This is a genomic window from Acidobacteriota bacterium, assembly GCA_019347945.1.
Classification (GTDB): Bacteria; Acidobacteriota; Thermoanaerobaculia; order Gp7-AA8; family JAHWKK01; genus JAHWKK01.
The window spans coordinates 250951-275978 of the sequence record JAHWKK010000001.1 but is presented as its reverse complement, the minus strand read 5'-3'; the positions used below and the strand labels follow the sequence as shown (position 1 = coordinate 275978).

Here is a 25028-nt window from a genome sequence, read left to right as displayed (position 1 = left end):
AAGAGTCCGAGAACAACCAATGACGACACACTACCAATCTCCCGCTTCCGCGCCGCTGTTCGAACGCGCGCTCGAGGTGACCCCCGGCGGCGTCCACAGCCCGGTCCGGTCCTTCCGAAGCGTCGGAGGATCTCCCGTTTTCTTCAGGAGCGGAGACGGCGCGCGCCTCACGTCGGTCGACGGAGAGACCTTCATCGATTTCTGCCAGAGCTTCGGACCGCTGATCCTCGGACATCGCGATCCGGATGTCGATGCGGTCGTTCGGGAGACTCTCGATCTCGCCTGGACCTTCGGGACCTGCGAGCCCTACTCGCTCGAGCTCGCCGAATGGATCAACGCACGAATTCCGTGGGCTGAGAAACTCCGATTCGTCTCATCCGGAACCGAGGCGGTGATGAGCGCGACCCGGATTGCCCGCGCGGCCACCGGACGACGCCGGATTCTGAAGTTCGACGGCTGCTATCACGGCCACAGCGACTCGCTTCTGGTGAAAGCGGGAAGCGGGCTCGCGGGACCGGTGACGAGCTCGAGCGCTGGAGTCTCGAAAGAGGTCGCGGCCGAGACCGTCGTCGCCTCTCTCGACTCGGAGGACGAGGTGACCGCCGCTTTCGAGCAATACGATGGTGAGATCGCGGCCGTGATCCTCGAACCGCTCCCCGCCAACAATGGGCTACTGATTCAGCGTCGCGAGTTCCTCGACCACGTCGTGAAGACGGCCCGCAACCACGGCGCCCTCGTGATCTTCGACGAAGTGATCTCCGGTTTCCGCGTCGCCGCCGGCGGGATGGCCGAAGTTCTCGGAATTCAACCCGACCTCGTCACGTACGGAAAAGTCATCGGTGGTGGCTTTCCGATCGGCTGCTACGCGGGGCGGAGGGATCTGATGGATCTCGTTGCACCGGCCGGTCCCGTCTATCAGGCGGGTACGCTGAGCGCGAACCCCATCGGGGTCCGTGCCGGGCTCGCAACGCTGCGAAAGGCGGAGGAGATCGGGGTCTGGAAGATGCTGGAGGAGAGGGGGAAGGACTTCGCGGCCGAGCTCCGAACGCGCTTCCGTGCAGCGGGCTCACCATTCGACGTCACGCAATACGGCTCGCTCATCTGGATTCATTCGGCATCCGGGGAACCGATCCGGCGAGTCGACCGGATCTCGCAGACTCACGCCGATCGCTTCGCCAGCCTTTTCCATGCGGCTCTGGCCAACGGCGTCTATCTCGCCCCGAGCGCGTACGAGGTAGGATTTCTTTCTGCTGCACACGATCAGGAAACGCTCGAGATCGCGGCGGATGGTCTCGAGAAAGCCGCGAAGATGATTGATGGAAACTGAGCAGAGACACCGGATCGAGATCGCTCTCGCAATCCTATGGCTCGTTTTCACCGTCTCGCTGGCGAGCTGGTGGCTGATCTTCGGTCTGCGCCAAACCGAAATGCTCAGGTCGGTCGATCAGACGCGCACAGTAGAGATTGCGGCTGCGCACCGGATGCTTCTGTGGGAAGGCAGTGTGCTGATCGCCTCGCTCGTCGCGGGAGGAACCGCTCTGCTCTACGCGACTCACCGCGAGCGCCGCCGTCACCGAGCCGTCGAGGAGTTTCTCGCCGCGTTCACCCACGATCTCCGCACCTCGCTGGCGAGCCTCAGACTGCAGGTGGAGAGTCTCCAGGAAGACTTCGCGGAAAAAGGCGAACGGAATCCGCTTCTCGAGCGGCTCTTGAAGGACTCGGTCCGTCTGCAGCTGCAGCTCGACAACTCACTTTTCTACGCGAACCGCCACAAGGGACGTCTCTACATCGAGCCCCTTTCGCTGAAACGAACGGTCGATTCGATCGCGTCGGAGTTCAGCGAGCTCGACGTCCGTATCGAGGACGACGCGATGATTCTCGCGGATGCACGAGCGCTGGAGAGCGTCCTCCGGAACCTCTTCCAGAACGCCCTGGTGCACGGCGGAGCCGATGCCGTCACCATCAGAGTCGAGAAGGGAACCGGCTCCAACGTCAGGATCATCGTTGAGGACAACGGCAGCGGTCCCGCGACCGACCCGTCGGAGCTCGGACGCCTTTTCTTCCGGCCGACCTCGCGAAGCGGCACCGGGGTGGGGCTCTACATCTCGCGGCAGCTGCTGATTCGGATGAAGGGGGCGCTCGTTCTCTCCCGCGGGAGTCGCGGCCTCGTCGCAACTCTCGAGATTCCGGAGGCGCGCGCATGAGCAGGGTTCTCGTCCTCGAAGACGACGTATCGCTCGGGACGACTCTGACCGAGCGCCTTCGCAAGGAGGGCTTCGATACGACGTGGACGACCAGCCTCGCCGATGCAACGAGAGCATTCGAGCGGGAAAAGTGGGACGTCGTCATCCTCGACGTCGGGCTTCCTGACGGCTCCGGGTTCGACCTCGCCCGCAGAATCAAGTCGGTCTCGTCGACGCCGATCATGTTCATGACGGCGATGAGCTCGGCGGAGAACCGGCTCGAAGGGTTCGAGATCGGCGCGGACGAGTTCATTCCGAAACCATTTCACCTCAAGGAGCTCTTCATCAGAATCCGACATGTGCTCGAGACCCACGCTTCGCGTGAGCGGGTCTCGGTCGGCAACAGAACGATCGATCTGCAGGCGATGGCGATCATCGACGAACACGGAACGAGGGAGTATCCGCAGTCCCGTGACTTTCAGGTGCTTCGGCTGCTCATCGAGGCGGCACCGAACGTCGTCAGCCGCGACGAGATTCTCGACCGGGTCTGGAGAGAGGACCGGTTCCCGTCGCAGCGCACGGTCGACAACGCAATTCTCCGCCTCCGCCAGGCGCTCGGGGAAACGGGCGCGAGCGCAATCCGCTCCGTGCGTGGCATCGGATATCAGTGGGCCGGAGTCGAAGGGACCGACGATGGCGTCTGAAAGATTCCAGAACGCTCTGCAGCGGATCGCACAACCAGTACCGCCGGTCTGGTTCATGCGGCAGGCGGGACGCTACCACGCACATTACCAGGCGCTCCGCGCGAGGCATTCCTTCATGGAGCTCTGCAGGATTCCGGAGCTGGCCTCCGAAGTGGCATTCGGTCCGGTCGACGACTTCGACTTCGATGTCGCCATTCTCTTCAGCGATCTTCTCTTCCCGCTGCAGGCGCTCGGGCTCGGGCTGGAGTACCGGGATTCCGGACCGGCACTCGAACCGAAGCTCGATCGATCGCAACTCCGAAAGCTTCGATCTCTCGAAGATGCACTGCCTCATCTCGAGTTCCAGCGCGAAGCGATGAAACTGACCCGCGAGCGAATCCCGCAGAACAAAAGCGTCATCGGATTCGTCGGTGGACCGTGGACGCTCTTCGTCTATGCCGTCGAGGGGAGCCACAAGGGAAACCTGATCGACGTCAAAACCGACACCGATCTGTTCAGAGCGTTTTCCGATCGCCTCGTCCCTCTGCTGACCGAGAACATCCGGCTGCAACTCGACGGTGGGGCCGAAACCGTCATGATCTTCGACACTGCCGCCGGCGAGCTCGCTCCCGACTGGTATCACCGGTTCGTCGTCGGTGATCTCGCACGTCTGTTCGAGGCGTTCCCCGGAAAAATCGGCTATTACGCCCGAGGAACTCAGCCCGCGCATCTTCGCGATCCGCGATTCGGATCCGGATCGCTCGCGGGAATCGGCGTCGACTGGAGGTGGGACATCCGTGAAGCTTTCACCCTCGGCCGCGAGATCGGATTCGTTCAGGGAAACTTTGACCAGAGCCTTCTGTTCCTGGAAACGAAAGAGTTTCAGAAGCAGCTCCGGGTCTACCTGCAACCATTGACCGATCTCAGCCCGGAAGCGCGGCGCGGCTGGATCTGTGGCCTCGGCCACGGCGTACTGCCGCGCACACCAGAAGAGAATGTCCGCACCTTCGTGCGAACGGTACGAGAGGTTTTTGATGACTCGTAAGAGCACGACCAGACCATCCTCACGGATCCTCGACAAGTACGACGTGGCGGTGCCGCGGTACACGAGCTATCCGACGGTTCCCTACTGGACCGACAGTCCGACGACCGAACAGTGGCTCGACGAGCTCCGGAAAGCAGCGGCGAAACCGGACGCCACCTGGGCGGTCTACCTCCACATCCCATTCTGCGAGACCCTCTGTACGTTCTGCGGCTGCAACACCGTGATCACGCGCAATCATCAACGCGAAGAGCCGTACGTCCGGCTGATTCACGACGAATGGTCGCGCTATCTCGACTCGGTTCCCGATCTCGGGAAGCGACCGCTGCGGCAGCTCCATCTCGGCGGAGGAACCCCGACGTTTCTCTCACCGGCGAGCCTCGAGCTGCTCCTCGCCCCTCTGCTCGAACGGGTGAGCTACAGAGCGGATGCCTTCGACGCTTCCGTCGAGGTCAATCCGCGCGTGACCAACGCCGAACATCTGAACACGCTCTACGACGCCGGCTTCACGCGCGTCTCGATGGGCGTCCAGGACTTCGATCCGGTGGTCCAGCACCTCGTCAACCGCATCCAGCCGTACGACGTCACGCAGAAACTGACCGAAGACGCACGGGCGATGGGCTACACCTCGGTGAACTACGACCTGATTTACGGGCTGCCGAAACAGAGCCCGCAATCGATGCGGAAAACGGCAGAGCTGACCGCAGGTCTGAGACCCGACCGCATCGCGCTCTACAGCTTCGCCAAAGTCCCCTGGATCAAGCCGGCTCAGCGACTCTTCCGGGACGAAGATCTGCCGGAAGGTCAGGACAAGCGCCAGCTCTACGAGATCGCGCACGACATCTTCATCGATGCCGGCTACATCGAGATCGGAATGGACCACTTCGCACTCCCGGAGGATTCGCTCAACACCGCGCGCGAGAACGGCGAGCTCCACCGGAACTTCATGGGATACACCGAGTTCAGAACCGACATCCTGCTCGGACTCGGCGTCAGCGCCATCTCGGAAACGCCCACCTGCTTCCACCAGAACGAAAAGGTGATGCCCGTTTACGAGCGGCGCGTACAGGCGGGAGAGATTCCGACGCTTCGCGGCCACCTTCTGACCAAAGAGGACCAGAAGCTTCGCCAGCAGATCCTCGAGTTCATGACGAAGCTTCGCGTGACGCTCGAGCCCGCCCAGATCGACGACGCCCGCACGTACCTGTCGCCTCTGTTCGACGATGGGATCGTTCACTTTGACGGCAACGAGCTCGTCCTCACGGAATCAGGGAAACCGTTCCTCCGCAACGCGACGGTCTTCTTCGACCAGCGACTGAGAGCCGCCGCTCCCGATCAGCCGATCTTCTCGAGCTCGATATGAACCGGGTCACGGTGGTCGGTGGTGGGGTCTCCGGACTCGTCACCTCCTTCTACCTCGCGAAGCTCGGTCTGCCGGTCAGGCTCATCGAGAAGGACAACCGCCTCGGAGGTCTGATCGGAACCCTCGCAACGCCGCATGGCCCGGTGGAGCTCGCGGCGAACAGCATCCGAAGCTCGGCTAAGCTCGAAACCCTCTGCGCCGAGCTCGATCTCCCGCTGATCGGGCCGAAGAAGGAAAGCCGCGCCCGCTATATCTACCGCGACGGCCCGCGGCGCTGGCCTCTCGGACCGATCGAGAGTCTCGGGCTCGCTGGAAAGCTGACCAAAAACCTCCTCGCACGACGGTTCCCCCCCCGGGAGCGGGAGACCGTTCACGAATGGTCGGGCCGCGTTCTCGGGGAGAGCGCGACGCGATACCTCGTCGGAGCAGCGTTGCAGGGGATCTACGCCGGCGATCCGCGCGAGCTCAGCGCGAGTCTGATCTTCGGAAAGAAGGAGAAGACTGAAAGAGGGACGAAGAGAGAGCTCGTCGCGCCACCAGTCGGGATGAGCCAGCTCATCGATGCGCTCGAGCAGAAGCTGCTCTCGCTCGGAGTCGAGATCGAGACTGGAGTCGAATCGGCCTCCATCGATCGCGAGGGTCCTGTCGTCGTCGCCACGTCGGCCAGTGACGCCGTCCCGCTTCTTCGACAGCGATCATCAGAGTCCGCTGCACAGCTCGAGCGGATCGAGATGCTGCCACTGGTTCGCGTCACCGCGTTTTATCCAGCGAGCGAGCATACGATCGGAGGATTCGGCATCCTCTTTCCGCGCGAGCAGGGTGTCAGGGCACTCGGCGTTCTCTTCAACACCAACATTTTCCCAGGTCGCGGCGATGGCCATGGGGAAAGCTGGATTTATGGCGGCGCGATCGACCGCGACGTGATGGCGCTCGATGACGATGCGCTCATCGATCTCGTCGCACGCGATCGGCGGACGGTGTACGGGCGCGCGGTCGAACCTACGGCGGTCTATCTGCAGCGCTGGCCACACGCCCTTCCGCATTACGACCTCCGCCTCGAGCGGATGCTGCGCAAGGGGATCGAAATGCCGCCCGGGACGTTCCTCGCCGGGAATTACCTTCGCGGAATCGGACTCCCGGCGCTGATCGAACGAGCCTGGGACGTCGCGAGAAGAGTGAAGAGTGAAGAGTGAAGAGTGAAGAGTGAAGAGTGAAGAGTGAAGAGTGAAGAGTGAAGAGTGAAGAGTGAAAAGAAGAGTGAAGAGTGAAGAGTGAAGAGTGACAGAGTGAAGAGTGACAGAAGGCGCCGCGAAGGTACCTTCTCAGTACTCGTACCCTTCACTCACGAGCCGCCCCCTCCAACCTCCAACCTCAAACCCACATCATCGCGGCCGGAACTGCATATTGGACTCGACCACAGATTCGGTGAATATCGTCCTGAACGTTCCTCCGGAGTAGACGAAGACGGCCGTGCCTCGAACGGTCATCGAAGGACTGAGCGATGAGCTGCTGTTCGTCGCCCGCACCCAGACGTCGACGGTCCTGACGCTGCCGGGAGGAATCGCCTCGTCCAGATTCCTGCCCGACGAAGCGAACTGAATGTCCGAGGTCGGGATCGACCGGAGCCCGACGCGCTTCAGAGTGATCTCTTCGGACGACCCGTTGAAGACATCGATCTGAAGATTGATGTCGATATCGCCGACCTCCATCACCTCGAACTGCCCCTCGGGCTGACGGACGCGAATCTCCGGCTCGCTCATCTCGGAGGGGGGGGAGTCGGGAGCTCCGGAGGAACATGCGAGTCCGAAAAGAATCAGGAAACTCGTGATCGGGATGTCAAGTCGGCTCATCTGGTTTCTCTCGGTCTGTGCAGCGGTGAAACGGCAGAACTTTCCGCACACTAACTTTTCTCCGCCGAAGTGGGAGGGCGATTGTAGCATCCGTCCGGCACGAACACTCCCCGGTGCCCCTCTTCACAGGGGAATTATCCCCGCAGGCTTCCTTTTTTGTGGAGTTGCGAGCCCGGGCCAGACGGCCCGATTCCATTCGATTCGACAAGAGGAAAACAGAATTGAAAACGATCCTGACGACTATTGCCTTTCTGCTTCTGACGACCCCCCTTTTCGCTCAGGTCCGCCTGACGGGACAGGTCACCGATCCCGATGGGAAGCCGGTGACGGGCGCCGAGGTGAAGCTGACCTCCGAACGCGTCCCGGAGATGCAGCCGATGCGGACTGACAAACGTGGCCGGTGGGCGGCGCTCCTCCCGGTGGGCGGCCCGTGGAACATCGACATTTCGAAGGAGGGCTTCCTCACTTTCCGCGGAAGCGTCAACGTCAGTGAAGCCGGCCGGATGCCTCCGCTGAACAGCACGATGGAGCCGCGTCCCCAGGCTGCACCCGCACCCGCGGAAGAGCCGCCTACTCCCGAGCCTTCGGTTTCACCAGAGGCAGTCGCAGCGGTTCAGGCCGGAGAGAGGCTGCTTCGACGCGCCGCCGGAACCGCGACTCCGGAAGACCTCGAAGCGCTCGGTCTCACCCCGGATGCCGGTCCGCCGACTCCCGAAGAGCTGGCCGAGCTTCACCGGGCAGCAGTCGTCGAGTTCCGGAAAGCCCACGAGCTGATCCCCGACCATGTCGAGATCATGAAGGCGCTCGCGCGCTCTCACTATGCGGTGGGTGAGCTCGACGCGGCCGTCGCTCTTCTGGAAGATGTCCTCGAGGTCGAGCCCTCGAACGTCGGGATCGCCATGCTCATGGTGAATCTTCTCGCCGAGCAGGGCAATCTGGAGCGGGCGCGGGAAGTGGTCGATGCCCTCCCCGCCGGCGCGCTGCACGAGCCGACCGCTTTTCTCAACGTCGCGATTCTGTTCCTGAACCAGGGGAATGCGAACGAGGCACACCGCTACGCCGATCGTGCCGTGTCGATCGATCCCACCAAGGGCGAGCCCTATTACTACAGAGGGATCGCGTCACTCCAGATGGAGAAAATGAACGAAGCGCGCGCCGATTTCGAAAAGGTGGTCCAGCTCGCGCCGGAGAGCCCGGAGGCAAGCGACGCGAAAGCACTGCTGGACCAGATGAACTGACGACCGCGGACGTTCGAGGGATCACTTTCATCGCCCACGTCTCTCCTCGTCCTGCTTCCTCTCGAACGGCCGATGGATGCGACTCCTTGCAGGCGATACTGAGCCGGTGTGAGGGGCGGAGGAGCGCGGTAAAATCCCTGAGAGACCGATGATCGACCAAGTCTGGAACTGCCTCGATCTGCGATTCAGTCGTCACGCCGTCGAAAGGATGTTCGAACGCGAAATCTCCCCGGAAGACGTGCGCGAGGCCATCCGAACAGGAGAAGTCATCGAAGAGTATCCTCACGACCAGCCTTTCAGAAGCAGGCTCGGGTGAAATATCGGTCATTCTCGAGCGCGAGCAGACTACCGTCATCGTCAAAGGAGTCCCCGCGGATATCTGCCGCAACTGCGGCGAGTATTGGCTCGAGGAAGAAGTAGCCGGCCGACTGCTTCGCCAAGCCGAGGATGCAGCCGCGCGCCGCGCCGAGGTCGAGATCGTACGCTACGCCGCGTGACGAGGCGCTTCACGAGGGACCCCGAAGGCGTCCATTAGACACCTCCGGGGCACCTCGTCCACGGCCTCGCAATATGAAATTCTCTGCGCTGCCCCCTCTGGCTCAGAAAATGATGCGATATGCCAGACTCACATCACGCCCGGGAAGCGGAGCCACATCCTTGAGTGGCGAGACGTGGGATCTCGCCAGCTCATCGGTCAGATTCCGTCCTCGCAACATGATCATGTGAGAGGTCTCGGCGACGATGAACCGGTATCCGAGGTTCGCGTTCAGGAACGTGTATCCGTCGGTGCTCTCCTCGAGCTCGGCCACATCGTCCTGATCGAACACGTGCCGGACCTCGAACCTGCCGAAGAGCCTTTCCGCTTCGTAGAGCAGAGCCGTGAAGACTCGCATCGGTGCGATGCGCGGAAGGTTCCGCCCGTCCTCGAGCGACCCTTCCACCCAGTCTCCTCCCACCTCGAGCTCGACGTGGTGCGGATCCCAGTGAAGAAAATCGTAGTGGCCGATGAGCTCGACACCGTGGAAGTCCGCGTCGTCCTGAAGGTATGTGAACACCGGGAGCTCGTCCTCTTCCAGCCCCGTCGGCTGCAGATAGATGAAGTCGCTGAACTCCGTTCGGAAAATCGTGATCTCCCCCTCGAAGCGGTCCGCTCTCGCCCGGAAGGTCAGATCACCGCTGAGGGCTGTTTCTTTGTTCAGCAGCGGGTCTCCGATCTCGAAGCTGCTCGTCGCCACGTGGGGACCGTTCGAGTAAAGCTCCTCTGCCGTAGGGAGACGCTCGGTTCTGGCGACGGAGAGGGCGACCGACCATGGTGTATCCGCCGCGTTCCACAAAGCACCGACCGATGCCGAGACCCCATCGAATGACCTGTCCGGAAGTTCCGCCCCCGGAGTCGAGACGTCCTGCTGCTCCCATCTCGCTCCGGCCTGGAAGTTCCAGTCTCCCCGCTCCATCTCCTCGAAGACGAAGAGCGCATTCATGTCGGTCTCGTTCGGGGGGACGAATGCTTCCTCGCCAACGGCAACGAAGTCGCGGCGGCTCACCTGGGCGCCGAAGGCTCCGCGGAACGGGCCGATGTCGCGGTGCGCGGCCTCGACACGAGCTTCCCATCCGTCGTTCTCGAAATGGGTTCCAATCTCTTCCCCTTCGAGCTCGTCGTGCTCGTAATCGGTCGTCCCGGCGCGGACCTTCACGTTTCGAATGAAACCACCGACGTCGATTCTGCTGCGGAAGTCGATCTTCGTCTGGTTCATGTCGACGCGCACGCCCTCTTCCTCCTCGTGGTCGCCATCTTCGCCCTCTTCGTCTTCATGCCCGTGTGCGTGGCCGGGGATTCCATAGTTGGTCTCGAACCGGCTGACCGCCACTCCCGCAAAGCCTCTATTGAATATCCACGACGCCCCGACGGTCCCGGTCTCGGTGTCGAGAGAGCTGTTCTCGAGAAATCCCTCGTGCTCCTCTTCTTCGTGCTCCTCTCCTTCGTGCTCTTCTTCTTCGTGCTCCGCCTCCGCCGGTCCGGGGATTTCATAGTCACCGGTCTGTCGGTTCAGGTAGTCGACGTGCCATGCGATCGCACCCGCTCCCCCTTCCAGCCGGATCGATCCGGTCGTCTCGTCTGCCACCGTGCCGGCGATCAGATCGACCGTTCCGGTGACTTTCTCGCCCGGCAGGGTGTCGGGAATCGATCCGTCGAAGACGTTCACGATGCCACCAACGGCTGCGCTGCCATAGAGCAGCGTCGCCGGACCTCGTACGATCTCGATCCGTTCCGCCGATAGAGGATCGCTGGTGACCGCGTGATCGGGGCTGATGTTCGAGGCATCTCCTCCTCCGATTCCGTCCTCCAGAATCCGGATCCGGTCGCCCCCGAGCCCGCGGATGACCGGCCGGCTCGAACCGGGGCCGAAATAGGTCGAGCTCACGCCCGGCTCGCTGTTCAGCGTCTCTCCGAGCGAGGCCTCCGATCTCTCCAGCAGATCCTGATCGTTCAGTACCGCAATCGGTTGATACACCTCGGAGCTCGTCCTGGCGTCGGGACTGGCCGAGACCACGATCTCCTCGGTGTGGACCCCGACGTCGATCGTGATGACGGTCTCGGTCTCCTCTCCCGCCACGACATCCACCGAACGCGCGTGCGAGCCAAAACGGTTCGATTCGATCAGTAGCGTGTAGGTGCCCGGCGCGAGATTGATGAGTGCGAAGGTGCCGGCAGAATCAGTGCGGGTGGAGACACTCGTCTCAACGATGCTCACCTCAGCTCGGGTGATCGGCTGGCCGGTGGCCGTCTCGAGGCGGCCGCGAATGGAGCCCCGATCCTGCTGAGCAAGGACCGGAACCACGAAAATGAAGAGGGCGACGATCGCCCGGATGGAAATACGTTTCATGAGTCAATTCTCCTGTCGAATCACGAGACTGCGGATTCCGAACCGGTGAATCGAGTCAGGCAGGCGGAGCTCTGGGGGCGGCGCGATCGCTTACCGCGGGCTCGAAAAGGACAAACGTCCGGAGTGGCTCCGCGGGGAGACTATCGACGTCTTCGTCGATGGCAACCGCGTCGGCGACGACGACGTGTGTCTGCTGTATGCAGACGTTGCAGTGAACCGCCCCGGGCTCGGCAGCGACGTGCAGGTGCAGCAGCACCGTCGCGGCCAGCGCCGCGAGAAGGACCACCGCGATCCGTCTGCGAGTCATCGCCATCGCCCTTTCAATCTATGACCTCGCCGACCGTATTTCATTACGAAAAGGTGAACGGTTCCGACCGGCTCGTTTCGGGGCGAGCGAGAACTACCGAGGCTGACAGCACCCCATCGTCTATAGTCGCCGCGTGATCGTTCACCTGATCGACGGTACCTACGAGCTGTTCCGCCATTTTTACGGCCTGCAGAGGGCTCCGAAAAAGGTCCGCGAGAAGCCTTACGGCGCCGCCGTGGGCGTTCTCGGATCGGTCATCCAGATGATCGAGCAGGGGGCGACGCACCTCGGCGTCGCGACCGATCACGTCATCGAATCGTTCCGGAACGAGCTGTGGCCCGGCTACAAGACGGGCGCCGGAATCGACCGGGCTCTCCTCGCGCAGTTCCATCCGCTCGAGGCCGCGCTCATCTCGATGGGCGTTGCCACGTGGCCGATGGTGGAGCTCGAGGCCGACGATGCGCTCGCTTCGGCGGCGCATCTCGCGAAGAAGGACGAGCGGGTCGAGAAAGTCAGCATCTGGACACCCGACAAGGATCTCGCGCAGTGCGTCAGGGGAACGCGTGTCGTTCAGGCCGACCGCCGGAGCGGAAAGATCCGCGACGAGGCGGGCGTCCTCGAAAAGTTCGGCGTGCCGCCGAAGTACATCCCCGACTATCTCGCGCTCGTCGGCGACGCCGCGGACGGATATCCGGGCATCCGGGGGTGCGGGCCGAAAACCGCGGCGCGGCTGATCGAGAAGTACGGCCCGATCGAAGAGTTCCCCGAGGGGACCATTCGGGACATCGAGCACGCGCTGCTCTTCAAGGATCTCGCGACGCTGCGGACGGATGCGCCGCTCTTCAAGAAGGCCGACGAGCTCGAATGGAAGGGGCCGGAGAAAACCTTTGCAAAGGTCGCGAAGGAGATGGACGCGGAACCGCTGCTGGAACGGATCGCGAAGCTCCCGGGTTAGGCAGTTTCTCGCACATCGAGTCCTTTCGCCTGAACGCTCGGTAAGAGATGACACCGAAATCGCCCGCTCGGCATTTTCCGGATGCCCCGCTGTTCCGGCCTCTCATGACCGAGCCGGCACTCCCAGGCACCTGCGTCTCCGACGATCTCGCCGGCATCTCGCCGAAAGCCATGCCGGCCACGGAGGAGGCGCCGCAAAACGTCCGCGCCGCGATCTACATGCTCGTCGCGGTCGGGTCTTTTTCGGTGATGGACGCGTGCATCAAGGCGATCAGCAACCACTATGCACCGGTGCAGATCGCGTCGATTCGCGGACTCTCCTCGCTTCCCATCGTACTGTTCTGGGTGGCGTTCAGCGGAGGCTTCGCGCAACTGCTCCGAGTCCGCTTCTCGCTCCACCTTCTCAGAGGCGCGCTCGGAATCATGATGCTCGCCGCGTTCGCCTTCTCGCTGAGAACACTCCCGCTGTCGGCCGCTTATTCGATCTTTTTCGTCGCGCCGCTTCTGATCACGGCCTTCGCCGTCCCGATTCTCGGAGAGAAAGTCGGCTGGCGCCGCTGGACGGCGATCGTCGTCGGTCTGTGCGGCGTCCTCATCGTCCTCCGGCCGGGGGCGACCTCCGTCAATATCGTCGCCGGACTCGCAGTCCTGGCCTCGGCGACCGGCTACGCGATCTCCGCCATCACCGTGCGAGTCCTCGGGCGCACCGACTCCACGGTCAGCATGGTCTTCTGGCTGATGCTGCTGATGGGGACAGGCGCGGCCGTGATCGCCGCTCCCGCATGGACCCCGATTCGCGCAACCGATCTCGCGGCGATCGGAGGGATCGCAGTGAGCGGGTCGCTCGGGCAGTGGGCGATTACCGAAGCGTTCAGCCGTGGGGAGTCGTCCTTCGTCGCACCGTTCGAGTACACCGCCATCGCCTGGGGCGTCGGGATCGACCTGATGATCTGGGGGAGGATTCCGACGGCAATCACTTTCGTCGGCTCGGCAGTCATCATCGCGAGCGGCCTCTACCTGATCCGCCGGGAAAAGATCGTCGCGCAATCGGACGCCACCGGAGCGAGTCCCGACGCCTCGAGCGAAGATCGCGGAGAGAAACTGGCTTCGGCTGACGGCTCGAGAAGCAATCCCGGGGGTCACTGAGCGGGATGTCGCCTCGCCGGTTCCGTACCATTCTGAAGATTGCAAAGCGGCACTCCATCGCTCCGGCATGAGATAATCTTTCAAGAGCGCGATGGTGCGGATCACACTCAGAGGACAGGCGACCAGGATATCTCTCGACTCGTCTGAAGAATCGATCATGAAACAGGAGGTCGAGGATGCTCGAAACGCCTCCCCGGCCGAACGGATGGCAGCTGCCATTGCACTGCTCGACGGCGTCTATGAGCTTTGGTCCACCAGGAGACTCACTGATGACGAAGGACTTTGCCGATTTCCTGGAATCACTCAACAGCGAAGGCGCGGTCTATGTCGTCATCGGGGGAATCGCGGTGCTGTCCCACATCCCGTACCGGACGACCAGAGACCTTGACGTCCTGATCGAACCCTCTCTGGAAAACGCCGCGAAAGTCCGGCGAGCCGTTGCCCGGTGGGGACACTTCGAGCCGGAATATCAGGCTGAAGACTTCATCGCGGGCGACATTCTCTCGTTCGGAGGTCTCCTCCGCGTCGAGGTTCACAGTCGGGTTCCGGGCGCAGACTGGATCGAAGTATGGGAGGGACGGTCGCAGGGTGAGTTTCTCGGCGTTCCCACCTCTTTCGCTGGCGTGGAAGAGCTCATTCGAATGAAGAAGGCCGCCGGGCGTCCGGAGAAGGATCTACCCGACCTTCGGCGGCTCGAGGCCCTGAAGAGTTCGTCGGGCGAGTCCCCGGATTAGCGGACCATCGGCTTCAGCACAGTGAAGGTCCGTCTTCGAAAGGTCGTATCCGGGAACGGTTCATGAACGGCTCCCGAGCATGCATCCGGCGCAGCTCGGACGATGGCCCGTAGCGGGGCTGACGATTCTTCTTTCTGCTCTGGCTGGCAGTGCGCCGATCGCGTCGGGCGAAGCCATCCTTTCCGACGGGTTCGCCCTCGAGGATGTGATCACGTCCAGTCTCGACCTCCCCACCTCCATTGCGTTCGCTCAAGGCGGCGGCGATCTTCTCTACATCGCCGAGAAAGGTGGAAAGGTTCGTGTCATCCGCGACGGCCAGTTGCGCGCCCGGCCGTTTGTCGATCTATCGAGCGAGGTCAATCAGTTCGGCGACAGAGGACTTGCGGGAGTTGCGGTACACCCGGAGTTTCCCGTCGAGCCGTTCGTCTATCTCTCTTTCTCCTGGGACCCGCCCGACCTGCCGGGCGCTGAGGGGGAGGCCGACGGACCCGACGGCAAGGGGCGCCGCGTCAGCCGTCTCGTCCGCGTCACCGCGAACGCGTCGACCGATTACGAGACCATGGTCGAGGGAAGCCTCGAGGTGATCTTCGGCGCTGCCGGCACACTCGAGGTGATCGGGGATGCCGGGCCGGACGACCTGCAGCCGCTCTGCGAGCGAAACGGTCGTCCGATCGACGACTGCGCACCATCGGAGAGTCACTCGCACGGAATTAACTCGATCTCCTTCGGTCCCGACGGCGCTCTCTGGTTCTCTCACGGTGACGGCTCCAACGCCCTCACGTTCGACAAACGAGCTCTCCGTGCCCAGAATCTCGACAGCCTCTCCGGAAAGATCTTGAGGGTCGATCCGATGACCGGCGACGGCCTCCCGGACAATCCGTTCTTCGACGGCAATCCGACTCACAACATCTCGAAGGTCTGGAATTACGGTGTTCGCAATCCGTTCCGGCTTGCGTTCCATCCGAAGACCGGAGAGCTCTTCGCGGGCGACGTCGGGTGGAACTCCTGGGAGGAGATCGACGCCGGCCGAGGCAAGAACTTCGGCTGGCCGTGCTTCGAAGGGCCGCTTCCGCAGCCGGCGTTTCAGAATCACACCGAGACGGCAGAGGCCTGCGCCGAACTGTACGAATCGGATGTCGCGACGCCTCCGATTCATCATTACCGGCGTTCGCCGAGCGGTGGCGCGCTCATTCTCGGAGATTTCTACACCGGTGACTCCTGGCCGAAGGAGTTTCGCGATGCCCTCTTCTTCGCCGATTTCAACGACCAATGGATTCGTCTGCTCGTCGCGAACGACGACGGCACCTGGAGCGCGAGGCCATTCGCCTTCAATCTCGGTGCGGTGGTCCAGATCCTCTCCGGGCCGGACAAAAACTTCTACGTCGTGACGATCTATCCCGGCGCGATTCAGAGACTCGTGTATAACGGATCGAACCGTCCACCCCAAATCGTGCTCGACGCGACGCCGCGAAGCGGTGCTCCGCCGCTGGAGGTTCATTTTTCCTCGCACGGAACAGACGACCCCGACGGAGAGCCGCTCGAATTTTTCTGGGACCTCGGAGACGGCACGACGTCGCACGAACCCCATCCCGTCCACACCTATGTGGAGCCACGTTTCTATCGGGTGCGGTTGACGGTCTCGGACCCGTCCGGCGGGACCGCAAGCAGCGAGATCGAGATCGGAGCGGGCGCCTCGTCGCCGACGGCCGAAATCATCTCGCCCGAACGCGGAACCACGTTCTCGATCGGAGACGAGATCGAGCTGCGAGGCCGCGCGAACGATCCGGAAGAAGGAGAGCTCGGAGAAGAGCGGCTCGAATGGAACGCCGTGCTCCATCACGCATCGCACGTTCATCCCGACCACTTCAGCGGAAAGGGCGGGAGCACATCGATGGAACTGGACGACCACGGAGACGATACCTGGATCGAGCTGACGCTGACCGCGACCGACGAGGGAGGAGCTTCCGGGTTCGACCGGGTGGCGATTCATCCGCGCACAGGATCGCTGGTCCTCGATACGAACCCGAGCGGTCTTCAGCTCGTTTACGGCAGCGAGAGCCTCACGACGCCGTTCTTCGTCGAACCTCCGGTCGGAGGGTCCCGGGTGATCTCGGCGCCGGCGGTCCAGAATCATCGCAGCTTCGTCCGCTGGTCCGATGGCGGAAACCGGTCGAGGAGCGTCGTCATCGACGGGACACTGCAATCGCTGATCGCGTACTACGAGAATCGGCCGCCGGAAGCGGTGGTGCAGGTCACGATCACCGGCGAGAACCGGCAATCCCTCGTGTGCCTGGGTGAGAGCTCGCGCGATCCGGAGGGCGACGAGCTGCGCTTTCTGTGGGACTTCGGAGACGGCACTCAGTCGAATGCGATGAACCCGACACACACCTACGCGAGTCCCGGCAGATACTTCGTCACGCTCACGGTCACCGACGCGCTCGGAAGCAGCGATCAGGTGACTGTGAGGGTCTCGGCGGAGGAGGCGTCACGGCGTCGGGCGGTCGGGCGTCGCTGAGAGACGGTGTCGGACATACGGGGTCGGGTCTGAACTTGGAACTTAACTCATATATCGGCGGAGCTCGCGGAACCGCAGCGCGTTAAGTTCCAAGTTCAGACCCGACCCCGCAAGTCCAAGCGACCTCGTGCATTCCGAGCAGACATCGCACCAACGGTCTCATTTTTGAGAACCTGCGAAGCGGAACCGAGATCCCTCTCCTCGCCGGACACCGGAGCGGATCGGATGCGCCGACACAGTCGCGTGATACAGTGTTGACAGTAACTTGACTCCAGCCGTGGAATCTGGAATAAGGGTGCGACAGCAGCCGCGGAAATGTAAGATCGCCCGCGTCATGGGGATCAAGTTTTTGAACCGAGACTTCATTTGTTTGGAGCCCGGACGATGTGCGGTCGGGCTTATTTTTCAAATAAGTGCCTGCTCATGATGAAGTTAGTAACACGATTGAAACAGGTACGGCATCTGAACTATTGAGTTCCATCTTGAGTTCCCGTTTTTTCAGGAAGAGGTAAATATTGGAAACTTTAACCGTTGAAGATTTAACCATTGAAGAGAGGAGCTGTTATGAATAGCAGTAGGCAGCAATGGCGTATGGCGCGCATCCTGGGATTGGCGATGCTCGTGTTCGTGGTTGCGACGAGCGCGTTGGCCCAGGCACAGACGGGGAATCTTTTCGGGCGAGTCCTCGACGCCGATGGCGGAGCGCTTCCCGGAGTGACCGTGACGCTGAGCGATATTGGCGCCACGCAGGTGTTCATCACCGATTCCGAAGGGAGATTTCGATTCCTCAGTCTCTCGCCGGGACGCTACACCCTGACGGCGGAGCTGGCAGGATTCGGGAGCGTGGTTCGGACGGGAGTCGATGTCAACCTCGGACGGAACACGAACATCGACCTGAGGCTCACGCCGGCGCTCGAGCAGACGATCACGGTCACGGCCGAGACGCCTCTGCTCGATGTCCGCAAAACGGGCACGGGAGCCACCATGACGCGTGTGGACCTCGAGGAGATTCCGACCGCACGTGATCCGTGGGTCATTCTCCAGCAGGTTCCGGGCGTGCAGGTCGATCGGATCAACGTCGGAGGCAACGAGAGTGGCCAGCAGTCGAACTTCATCGGCAAGGGTTCCTCGCGCAGCCAGGCGACATGGAATGTCGACGGCGTCGCGATCACGGACATGGCCGCGACGGGTGCCTCGCCAACCTACTATGACTTCGACGCTTTCGAAGAGATGCAGGCGACCACCGGCGGCAGCGATCCGGCGATCCAGACGCCAGGGGTGCAGCTCAATATGGTCACCAAGCGCGGCTCGAACCAGTTCGACGGTTCCGGGCGTTTCCTCTGGACCGATTCCGAGTTCCAGGCGGATGCAACGGTTCCGGAGGAAGCTCGTGGCTACCTCCAGTTCGTCAACCAGATCGACAACATCCAGGACTACGGCGCTGAGTTCGGAGGACCGGTCGTGCGTGACCGACTCTGGTTCTGGGGCTCGTACGGCCGCAACGAGATCGACCTGCTCGTCGCTGCCGGTGCCCGGCAGGCGTCGGACTTCACGCTCCTGGAGAATTATGCCGGGAAGCTCAACGCGCAGATTCTGAGCAACAACAGCGCGACCGGTTTCTACCACTACGGCGACAAGATCAAGACGGGCCGTAGCGTCGGTCCCCTCCGTCCGCAGGAAACCGGCTGGAATCAGTCGGGTCCGACTCCGATCTGGAAACTCGAGGACACGCACATCTTCTCACCGAACTTCTACCTTACCGGGATGATCTCGGACGTCGGTGGCGGATTCCAGCTCACGCCGGAGGGAGGGCTCGATACCCCGGTATGGCGGGATCACGATCGCATCTGGCGCGGCAGCTTCCTGCATTACGAGACGACCCGCCCGCAGGATCAGTACCGCCTCGACGGCTCGACGTTTTTCGACACTGCCGCATTGAACCACGAGCTGAAGTTCGGCTTCGGTTATCGTGATACGCCGGTGAATACGATCGGACTGTGGCCGGGTGGGGGCAACGTCCTTCTCTTCGGAACTGTCGGAAGCCTCTGTGCTCCGCTTGGAGCCGATCCGGCAAATTGCGGCCTTGCGATTGTGGGCCGTAACGTCGACCAGAACTACGAGAGCAACTACACCGATTTCTACGTCGGCGACACCATTCTTGTGGGTAACCTGACCCTGCAGGTGGGCGCACGCTACGATATTCAGGAATCAAAGAACCTGGCCACGACCGTGGCGGGGAACCCGGTTCTCCCCGAGCTTCTGCCGCAGGCGACCTATCCGGGCGACCAGCGGAGTCTCGAGTGGACGAGTATCTCGCCGAGAATCGGTGCTACCTACGCGCTGGGGACGACGCGGCGGACGCTGATCCGGGCGGCGTACAATCAGTACGTCGATCAGCTCAGCGCCGCCACCATCACGGCGGCGAACCCATTCCCCTGGATCTCCGGGTATCTGATGATGTTCGAGGACAGGGATCAGAACAAGCGTCTCGACCCGGGTGAAACCCTGGACCTGACGACCCTCGGGTTCCCCAATCAGTGGCTGGCGCCGTACTACATCAATCCCGAGGATCCCACCGGGGCAACGGGAACCACTACCCGCATCGACTTCGATATGGATCCTCCGCAGACCACCGAGTACATCATCGGCGTGGAGCACGAGCTGATGCCGGAATTCACTCTCGGCCTCAACTACACCCATCGCCGCATGGACGACTTCGTCTGGACCCAGTTCGAGAAGACTCGTGGTGCGGGGGATTTCTACTCGACCGCGGATTACGAGCAGGTCGATACGGCCACTGGACAGCTCCCGGACGGCACCAGCTACAGTGTCCCGGTCTTCGGTCTCAGGGAAGGCAATGACCGGCCGCTGTGGGGAGTGCTGACGAATCGCCCCGACTACGACCAGACCTTCGACGGAGTCGAGCTCGTCGCCACGAAGCGTCTGTCGAACCGCTGGATGCTGCGCGGCAACGTCGCCTGGAACGACCACAGGCAGAATGTCGGTCCCGGGGGCTTCCCCGCCGGGGATCCGACCCGTCAACTCTCGAATTCCACCGGATGCACCACCTGTGACGATGCGCAGGTCGTGCAGCGCTCGGCGGGCAGCGGCGACAAGGGCGAAGTCTGGATGAATGCCGGCTGGTCCTCGAGCATCTCGGGGCTCTATCAGTTCCCCTTCGGGATCAACTTCGGAGCCTCACTCACCATGCGTGAAGGATATGCGGTCCCGTACCGGCACGATGTAGTCGCTACGCGTACCGAGGGAACCAAGACGATCATGGTGTCGCCGGAGCCGGATGCGCGGCGCCTGGATGACATCGTCAATCTGGATCTCCGGCTCGCGAAGGAGTTCCGGATCGCGGACACGGTGGGTCTGACAATCTCGGCGGATGCTTTCAACGTCACCAACGAGCGTCCGGTGATGCAGCGGCAGGGACTGATCGCGACCGATACCGGTCCTCGAGCAGCCGGCAATCGCGTCAATGAGCTGCAGAGCCCGCGGGTGATCCGCTTCGGAGCCCGTATCAACTTCTGAGCTTAACGCGGAAGCGTGCAGCAAGAGACCCGCTGGGGAATAAGCCCTCAGCGGGTCTTTTTTTGGATTCGGCAAACCTTGGAAACAACCCAAAACTCGCCGCCGAGAGGCGCGGCAGCTCGTGAGGTCTTCCCCGACGAGCCGCAATCACCGCCGATGACTTCAGAAACGAACAGGGCAGCCGCCCAACGCGGATTACGGGGTGCCGGCTCCGAGGGCGGCGCTGCCGCGGCTTCTCATTCCACCCCGACTTCTCGAGGCGGCTGGCGCGGGCCGGCCGGCACGCTCGCACTGCTCGTCGCAGCAACGGCGCTGACCGGATTGTTCTCCACCTGTAGCCGCACTTCCGGAGTCGCTGACGGGCCGATCATCCTGATCTCCATCGATACCCTCCGGTCGGACCGCCTTCCCGCGTATGGATATCGCGGCGTGGAGACGCCAAGCATCGATCTCTTTCGGAAGGATGCAATCCTCTTCGAGCGCGCGTTCGCGCACGCTCCCCTGACGCTCCCCTCACACGCGAACATTCTGACGGGGCGACTTCCCGCCGACACCGGCGTCCGTGACAACATCGGCTATACGCTCGGCAGCGGCATTCCGACACTGCCGGAGCTATTAAAAAAGGAGGGCTATGCCACCGGTGCGGTCGTCTCCTCCTACGTGATGAGAAAGGACTCCGGTATCGCACGGGGTTTCGACGATTACGAAGACCATTTCGAAACCGGCGACAGCTCCGAGATGATCGCGATGTCGAGTCTCCAGAGGGATGGAGCGGAGGCGGTGCGCATTGCCAGCGACTGGTTGCGCACGCATCGCGAGGGACGTTCGTTCTACATGCTCCATCTTTACGATCCTCACACTCCCTACGCTCCTCCGGAACCCTTCGCGACTCGCTACCGCCACGAGCCGTATGATGGCGAGATTGCCTGGGTCGATCACGTGCTGGGGGATTTCTTTTCGTTCCTGAGGCAGGAGGGGTTATACGATCGAGCGACGATCATTCTGTTGTCGGACCATGGAGAGGGTCTCGGCGAGCATGGGGAGGACGAGCATGGCATCTTCGTATACCGCTGGGCGATCCAGGTTCCGCTCATCGTGAAGCTGCCACACTCGGAGCGCCGGGGAACGACCGTGTCCGCTCCTGCACAGCTCGTCGACGTACTTCCGACAGTTGCGCGACTGGCAGGTCTGCATCTCGAATCGGAGCCTGCGGGCCGGTCACTCCTCGACCTCCGCGACGGCGACACCCGCGATGTCCTGAGCGAGAGCTACTACGGGAGGCTCCATTTCGGGTGGAGCGAGATCCACTCTCTGACGGACGGCCGGTACCAATATATTCACGCTCCCCGCCCGGAGCTGTACGATCTCGGGTCCGACCCGGCCCAGAGGCATGATCTCCGGGAGGAACAGAGGCGTGTCGCGGCGGCGATGCGCGAGAGGCTCGAACCTCACATCCGGCAAGCCCCTGCCCCGGCGACGGTGGATCCCGAGCAGGCGCGAAAGCTCGCTGCACTCGGCTATCTCGGAACGGCAGTGAGCGTCGATCCCGGCGGTGAGCTCCCGGATCCGAAGGACGAGATCGGAAGCTTTCGCGACCTGAGAAAGGCCTTCGAGCACTTCATGGCGGGACGACACGCCGCAGCGCTCCGCCTGACCGACGAGCTCGTGGCGGGGAACCCGAGGATGGCGGACGCCTGGGGCCTGCGGGCTCGGTCCCTCGACGCGCTCGAAAGACCGGACGACGCGATCGAATCGGCGAAGCGGGCACTCCGGCTGGCACCGGGGGCAATGCAGATCGTGCAGCTCGTGGCGGAGATCGCGCTCCGGCTCGGGAGACTCGACGAAGCGGCGAGTCACGCGGAGATCCTCTTGCAGTACGATCCGCTGAAAGCGAACGAGATTCTGGGCAACGTCGCACTCAGACGCGGGAATTTCGAAGAAGCGACTGCTCGCTTCCGCGAAGCGTTGCAGGCGGCAGAGAGTCATCCGATGGCGGCGATTGCGCTCGGGGCGCTGGAGCTGCACCAGCAGAGACCGGAGCAGGCGCTGGTATATTTCGACCGTGCGCGCGATCTGCTCGACGAAGCGGGGAAGCCCCCGGTTCAGAGCCTTCATTTCTACCGCGGTGATGCCCTCGCGCGCCTCGGGCGCACGGCGGAGGCCGTCGCCGCGTTCGAGGAGGAGATCCGGCTTTTCCGGCGGCCGGAACCGTATCGGAATCTGATTCTCCTCCATCTGTCCGAGGGGCGGAACGAGGAAGCGACGCGGGTACTTCGGAGGTTGATCGATGAGGTCCCGACCGCCGCCGGCTATCTCGCAGCGATCGACGTTCTCCGGGCGGTGGGTGACGAAGAGGGAGTACGATTCTGGACCGCTGAAGCCCGCCGGAGGTTTCCCGAAGACGAAGAGATCCGAAACATCGCAGCCTTGAATCGAGACCGGGGGCGTTCATGAAGTTCTGGAGAATCATTGCATTCACCATGATGTCGATGCTGGCGGGGATCTCCGTCGCGCAGGAGCGGGTCGGCGTGAGCGATCGCATCGAAGTCACGCTCGTGGAGGTTCCCGTCACGGTGACCGACCGGGCAGGAAACCCGATTCGTGGTCTCACCGCGGAGAACTTCGAGATCCTCGACGATGGTGCGCGGCAGGTCGTCCGTCATTTCGAAGCGGTCGACATGAGCACGATCACGGGCGAAACCGCGGCCGAGGTCTCTCCCGTGGTGCGCCGGAATTTCCTCCTGCTGTTCGACTTGAGTTACTCCTCGCCGCTGACGATCGTCCGCGCGCAGGAGGCGGCACTCGATTTCGTCCGCGATTCCATCGGCCCGCTCGATCTCGCCGCCGTCGGCACGTTTTCGGTCGAGCGCGGATTCCGGCTCCTGAGCGCATTCACGTCGAACCCGGAGACCCTCGAGAGTGCGATACGCACTCTGGGTGTGCCACGGTTCTTTCGCGTGGAGGACCCGCTGATGTTTTCGCTGCAGACGGCTTCGGGTCTGGCAGTTGCCCAGGCGCCTTTCGAAGGCGATACCGGCCAGTCGGACCTTGCCGGGATCGCGCATGCGGCACTCGAGCACCAGCAGGACCTCGCGCGCGGGGCCGATCGAGGTCGCGACGATTTTCAGCGAGCCCGCATCCAGCGAACCGTGGCGAATTTCGGCTCGATCGCAGAGGTACTCGACAGCATCCGCGGCCGGAAGCAGGTGATTCTCCTTTCCGAAGGTTTCGATCCCCGTCTCGTGCAGGGACGCTTCGGAGACGACGCGGAGAGTGAAGAGCAGAGGCTTGCCCGGCTGCGCGGTGAGGTGTGGAAGGTCGACAGTGAGCAGGATTTCGGCAGCGCCACGCATTTGAACGCTCTCGAGCAGATGGGCGAGATCTTCAAGCGGAACGACACGGTGCTGCACGCGATCGACATCCGCGGCCTGCGCGGAGAAACCGGGGCGCGGGAAGGACGGCGTGGCAGCTCGAGCGACGGGCTGTTCCTGATGGCGAACCCGACGGGGGGCAGTGTCTTCAGAAACAGGAATGAACTGCAGGGAAACTTCCGCAAGCTTCTCGAGCAGCAGGAAATCGTCTACGTCCTCGGGTTCACTCCGACCAGAGCGGGAGAACCGGGTAAGGTCCACCGGCTGCAGGTAAAGCTGAAAGACGTCCCCGGCGGAAGGGTCTCTCACCGGGCGGGATACCAGGAGCCTCAACCGGCGAGCAATGATCTCGAGAGGACGCTCGAGTCGATGGATCTTCTTTTGAGTGGGCGGCCCCGGTTGAGCATCGGCATCGATCTTCTCGCCGTCCCATTTCCCGTAGGCAATAAGGTCGAGGTTCCGGTCGTGATGAGAATCAGCGGCCCGGAGATTCTCGCTGCCGCGGGAGGATCCGCGGTGGAGACCGATCTGTTCGTCTACGCTTTCGACGAGAACCTGCGTGTGGTGGATTTTTCTCATCAGAGGCTGTCGCTCGATCTCGAGAGAACGCGTCAAACGCTCGAAGCGACGGGTATCCGGTACTACGGAACGCTCGAGCTGGAGCCGGGGACCTATGACATCCGCGTGCTACTGAGGGTGGAAGGTTCCGACCGGGCGGGCGTGGCCACGGCGCGCATGAGCATTCCGGAGCTCGGTGAACCGATGGTGTTGCCGCCTTTGTTCGTCGGCGACGCTGATGACTGGATCATGGTCCGCGGCGAGGCGGGTAGCATGTATCCCTTCGCGATCGGGTCGGAGGGTTTCGTTCCAGGTGTGAATCCCCGCCTGGAGAGGGACGAGTCACAACAGGTGGCTCTGTTTTTCTACAACGTCGAACCAGAGGATCTCGCTCTGTCCGCTGCGGTGAAGACGTCCGAAGGCGCGACGCTTCCTGCCGCCGTCGCACTCAGAGGCCGCACACCCCTTGACGAGCAGGGGGGAATGAAGCTCGTCTTCGACTTCGACCCGTCGAAGCTTCCGAGTGGTTCGCACACGCTGGAGTTCAGCGTCCGTCCCCGGGGAGTGGCAGAGCAGAAAGTGCGCGCGCCGTTTGTCCTGCAGTAGGCCCTCCAGGTGGAAACATTTTCCGGAGCGGCAGGTTGTTCGCTGAAGAAGAGACG

20 protein-coding genes are annotated in these 25028 nt (G+C 62.5%); 16 read left to right on the top strand and 4 right to left on the bottom strand.

The window, feature by feature from the left end:
* Positions 1-19: 19 nt before the first annotated feature.
* Genes KY459_01185 through KY459_01160 form a run of 6 tightly spaced genes read left to right on the top strand, consistent with a single transcriptional unit; the run spans position 20 to position 6464 of the window.
* On the top strand, positions 20-1327 hold the full coding sequence (locus tag KY459_01185) for a glutamate-1-semialdehyde 2,1-aminomutase (GenBank protein MBW3563323.1): 1308 nt from the start codon (positions 20-22) through the stop codon (positions 1325-1327).
* A complete protein-coding gene (locus KY459_01180; protein ID MBW3563322.1) occupies positions 1317-2204 on the top strand; it encodes a HAMP domain-containing histidine kinase in 888 nt (295 codons plus the stop codon). Before KY459_01185 ends, KY459_01180 begins: the two co-directional genes overlap by 11 nt.
* Positions 2201-2887 carry a response regulator transcription factor gene (locus tag KY459_01175; GenBank protein ID MBW3563321.1) on the top strand — a complete coding sequence of 229 codons (687 nt, stop codon included), beginning with the start codon at positions 2201-2203 and terminating at the stop codon, positions 2885-2887. Before KY459_01180 ends, KY459_01175 begins: the two co-directional genes overlap by 4 nt.
* The gene (locus KY459_01170) at positions 2877-3911 is read left to right on the top strand and encodes a uroporphyrinogen decarboxylase (GenBank protein MBW3563320.1); all 1035 of its coding nucleotides are present in this window, start codon (positions 2877-2879) and stop codon (positions 3909-3911) included. The genes KY459_01175 and KY459_01170 overlap by 11 nt, the downstream gene beginning before the upstream one ends.
* Entirely contained in the window at positions 3901-5271 is a 1371-nt protein-coding gene (hemN, locus tag KY459_01165) for an oxygen-independent coproporphyrinogen III oxidase (GenBank protein MBW3563319.1), read from the top strand. The genes KY459_01170 and hemN overlap by 11 nt, the downstream gene beginning before the upstream one ends.
* Positions 5268-6464 (top strand): FAD-dependent oxidoreductase, encoded by a 1197-nt coding sequence (locus KY459_01160; protein MBW3563318.1) that lies wholly within the window; start codon positions 5268-5270, stop codon positions 6462-6464. Before hemN ends, KY459_01160 begins: the two co-directional genes overlap by 4 nt.
* On the opposite strand, the gene KY459_01155 is transcribed toward KY459_01160, so the two are convergent.
* Together KY459_01155 and KY459_01150 are read right to left on the bottom strand one after the other, a co-directional pair.
* A complete protein-coding gene (locus tag KY459_01155; GenBank protein ID MBW3563317.1) occupies positions 6386-6613 on the bottom strand; it encodes a hypothetical protein in 228 nt (75 codons plus the stop codon). The genes KY459_01160 and KY459_01155 overlap by 79 nt on opposite strands.
* Positions 6614-6653: 40 nt before the next feature.
* On the bottom strand, positions 6654-7121 hold the full coding sequence (locus tag KY459_01150; protein MBW3563316.1) for a hypothetical protein: 468 nt from the start codon (positions 7119-7121) through the stop codon (positions 6654-6656).
* A gap of 221 nt (positions 7122-7342) precedes the next feature.
* Between KY459_01150 and KY459_01145 the strand changes: the two genes are divergently transcribed.
* The 3 genes from KY459_01145 to KY459_01135 all read left to right on the top strand — a co-directional run bounded on the left by KY459_01145 (position 7343) and on the right by KY459_01135 (position 8856).
* The gene (locus KY459_01145) at positions 7343-8359 is read left to right on the top strand and encodes a tetratricopeptide repeat protein (GenBank protein MBW3563315.1); all 1017 of its coding nucleotides are present in this window, start codon (positions 7343-7345) and stop codon (positions 8357-8359) included.
* Positions 8360-8507: 148 nt separating this feature from the next.
* Positions 8508-8675, top strand: a complete 168-nt coding sequence (locus KY459_01140; protein MBW3563314.1) for a DUF4258 domain-containing protein — start codon at positions 8508-8510, stop codon at positions 8673-8675.
* A gap of 1 nt (position 8676) precedes the next feature.
* On the top strand, positions 8677-8856 hold the full coding sequence (locus KY459_01135; protein MBW3563313.1) for a type II toxin-antitoxin system MqsA family antitoxin: 180 nt from the start codon (positions 8677-8679) through the stop codon (positions 8854-8856).
* Positions 8857-8958: 102 nt separating this feature from the next.
* Here the strand turns inward: KY459_01135 and KY459_01130 are convergent, their stop codons facing one another.
* Both KY459_01130 and KY459_01125 read right to left on the bottom strand, forming a co-directional pair.
* Complete coding sequence (locus KY459_01130) at positions 8959-11244, bottom strand: TonB-dependent receptor (GenBank protein ID MBW3563312.1); 2286 nt, start codon at positions 11242-11244, stop codon at positions 8959-8961.
* 55 nt (positions 11245-11299) lie between these two features.
* Complete coding sequence (locus tag KY459_01125; protein MBW3563311.1) at positions 11300-11551, bottom strand: hypothetical protein; 252 nt, start codon at positions 11549-11551, stop codon at positions 11300-11302.
* 133 nt (positions 11552-11684) lie between these two features.
* Between KY459_01125 and KY459_01120 the strand changes: the two genes are divergently transcribed.
* The 7 genes from KY459_01120 to KY459_01090 all read left to right on the top strand — a co-directional run bounded on the left by KY459_01120 (position 11685) and on the right by KY459_01090 (position 24972).
* Entirely contained in the window at positions 11685-12506 is an 822-nt protein-coding gene (locus KY459_01120; protein MBW3563310.1) for a flap endonuclease, read from the top strand.
* A gap of 170 nt (positions 12507-12676) precedes the next feature.
* A complete protein-coding gene (locus KY459_01115; GenBank protein MBW3563309.1) occupies positions 12677-13651 on the top strand; it encodes a DMT family transporter in 975 nt (324 codons plus the stop codon).
* Positions 13652-13920: 269 nt separating this feature from the next.
* Positions 13921-14385, top strand: a complete 465-nt coding sequence (locus KY459_01110; GenBank protein MBW3563308.1) for a hypothetical protein — start codon at positions 13921-13923, stop codon at positions 14383-14385.
* 79 nt (positions 14386-14464) lie between these two features.
* Entirely contained in the window at positions 14465-16900 is a 2436-nt protein-coding gene (locus KY459_01105) for a PQQ-dependent sugar dehydrogenase (protein MBW3563307.1), read from the top strand.
* A 564-nt stretch (positions 16901-17464) separates the two neighbouring features.
* Complete coding sequence (locus KY459_01100; GenBank protein MBW3563306.1) at positions 17465-20437, top strand: carboxypeptidase regulatory-like domain-containing protein; 2973 nt, start codon at positions 17465-17467, stop codon at positions 20435-20437.
* Between the two features lie 156 nt (positions 20438-20593).
* Positions 20594-22891: a sulfatase-like hydrolase/transferase gene (locus KY459_01095; GenBank protein ID MBW3563305.1), complete on the top strand. Its 2298-nt coding sequence runs from the start codon at positions 20594-20596 to the stop codon at positions 22889-22891.
* Positions 22888-24972, top strand: a complete 2085-nt coding sequence (locus tag KY459_01090) for a VWA domain-containing protein (GenBank protein ID MBW3563304.1) — start codon at positions 22888-22890, stop codon at positions 24970-24972. The genes KY459_01095 and KY459_01090 overlap by 4 nt, the downstream gene beginning before the upstream one ends.
* The last annotated feature ends 56 nt before the right edge of the window (positions 24973-25028 follow it).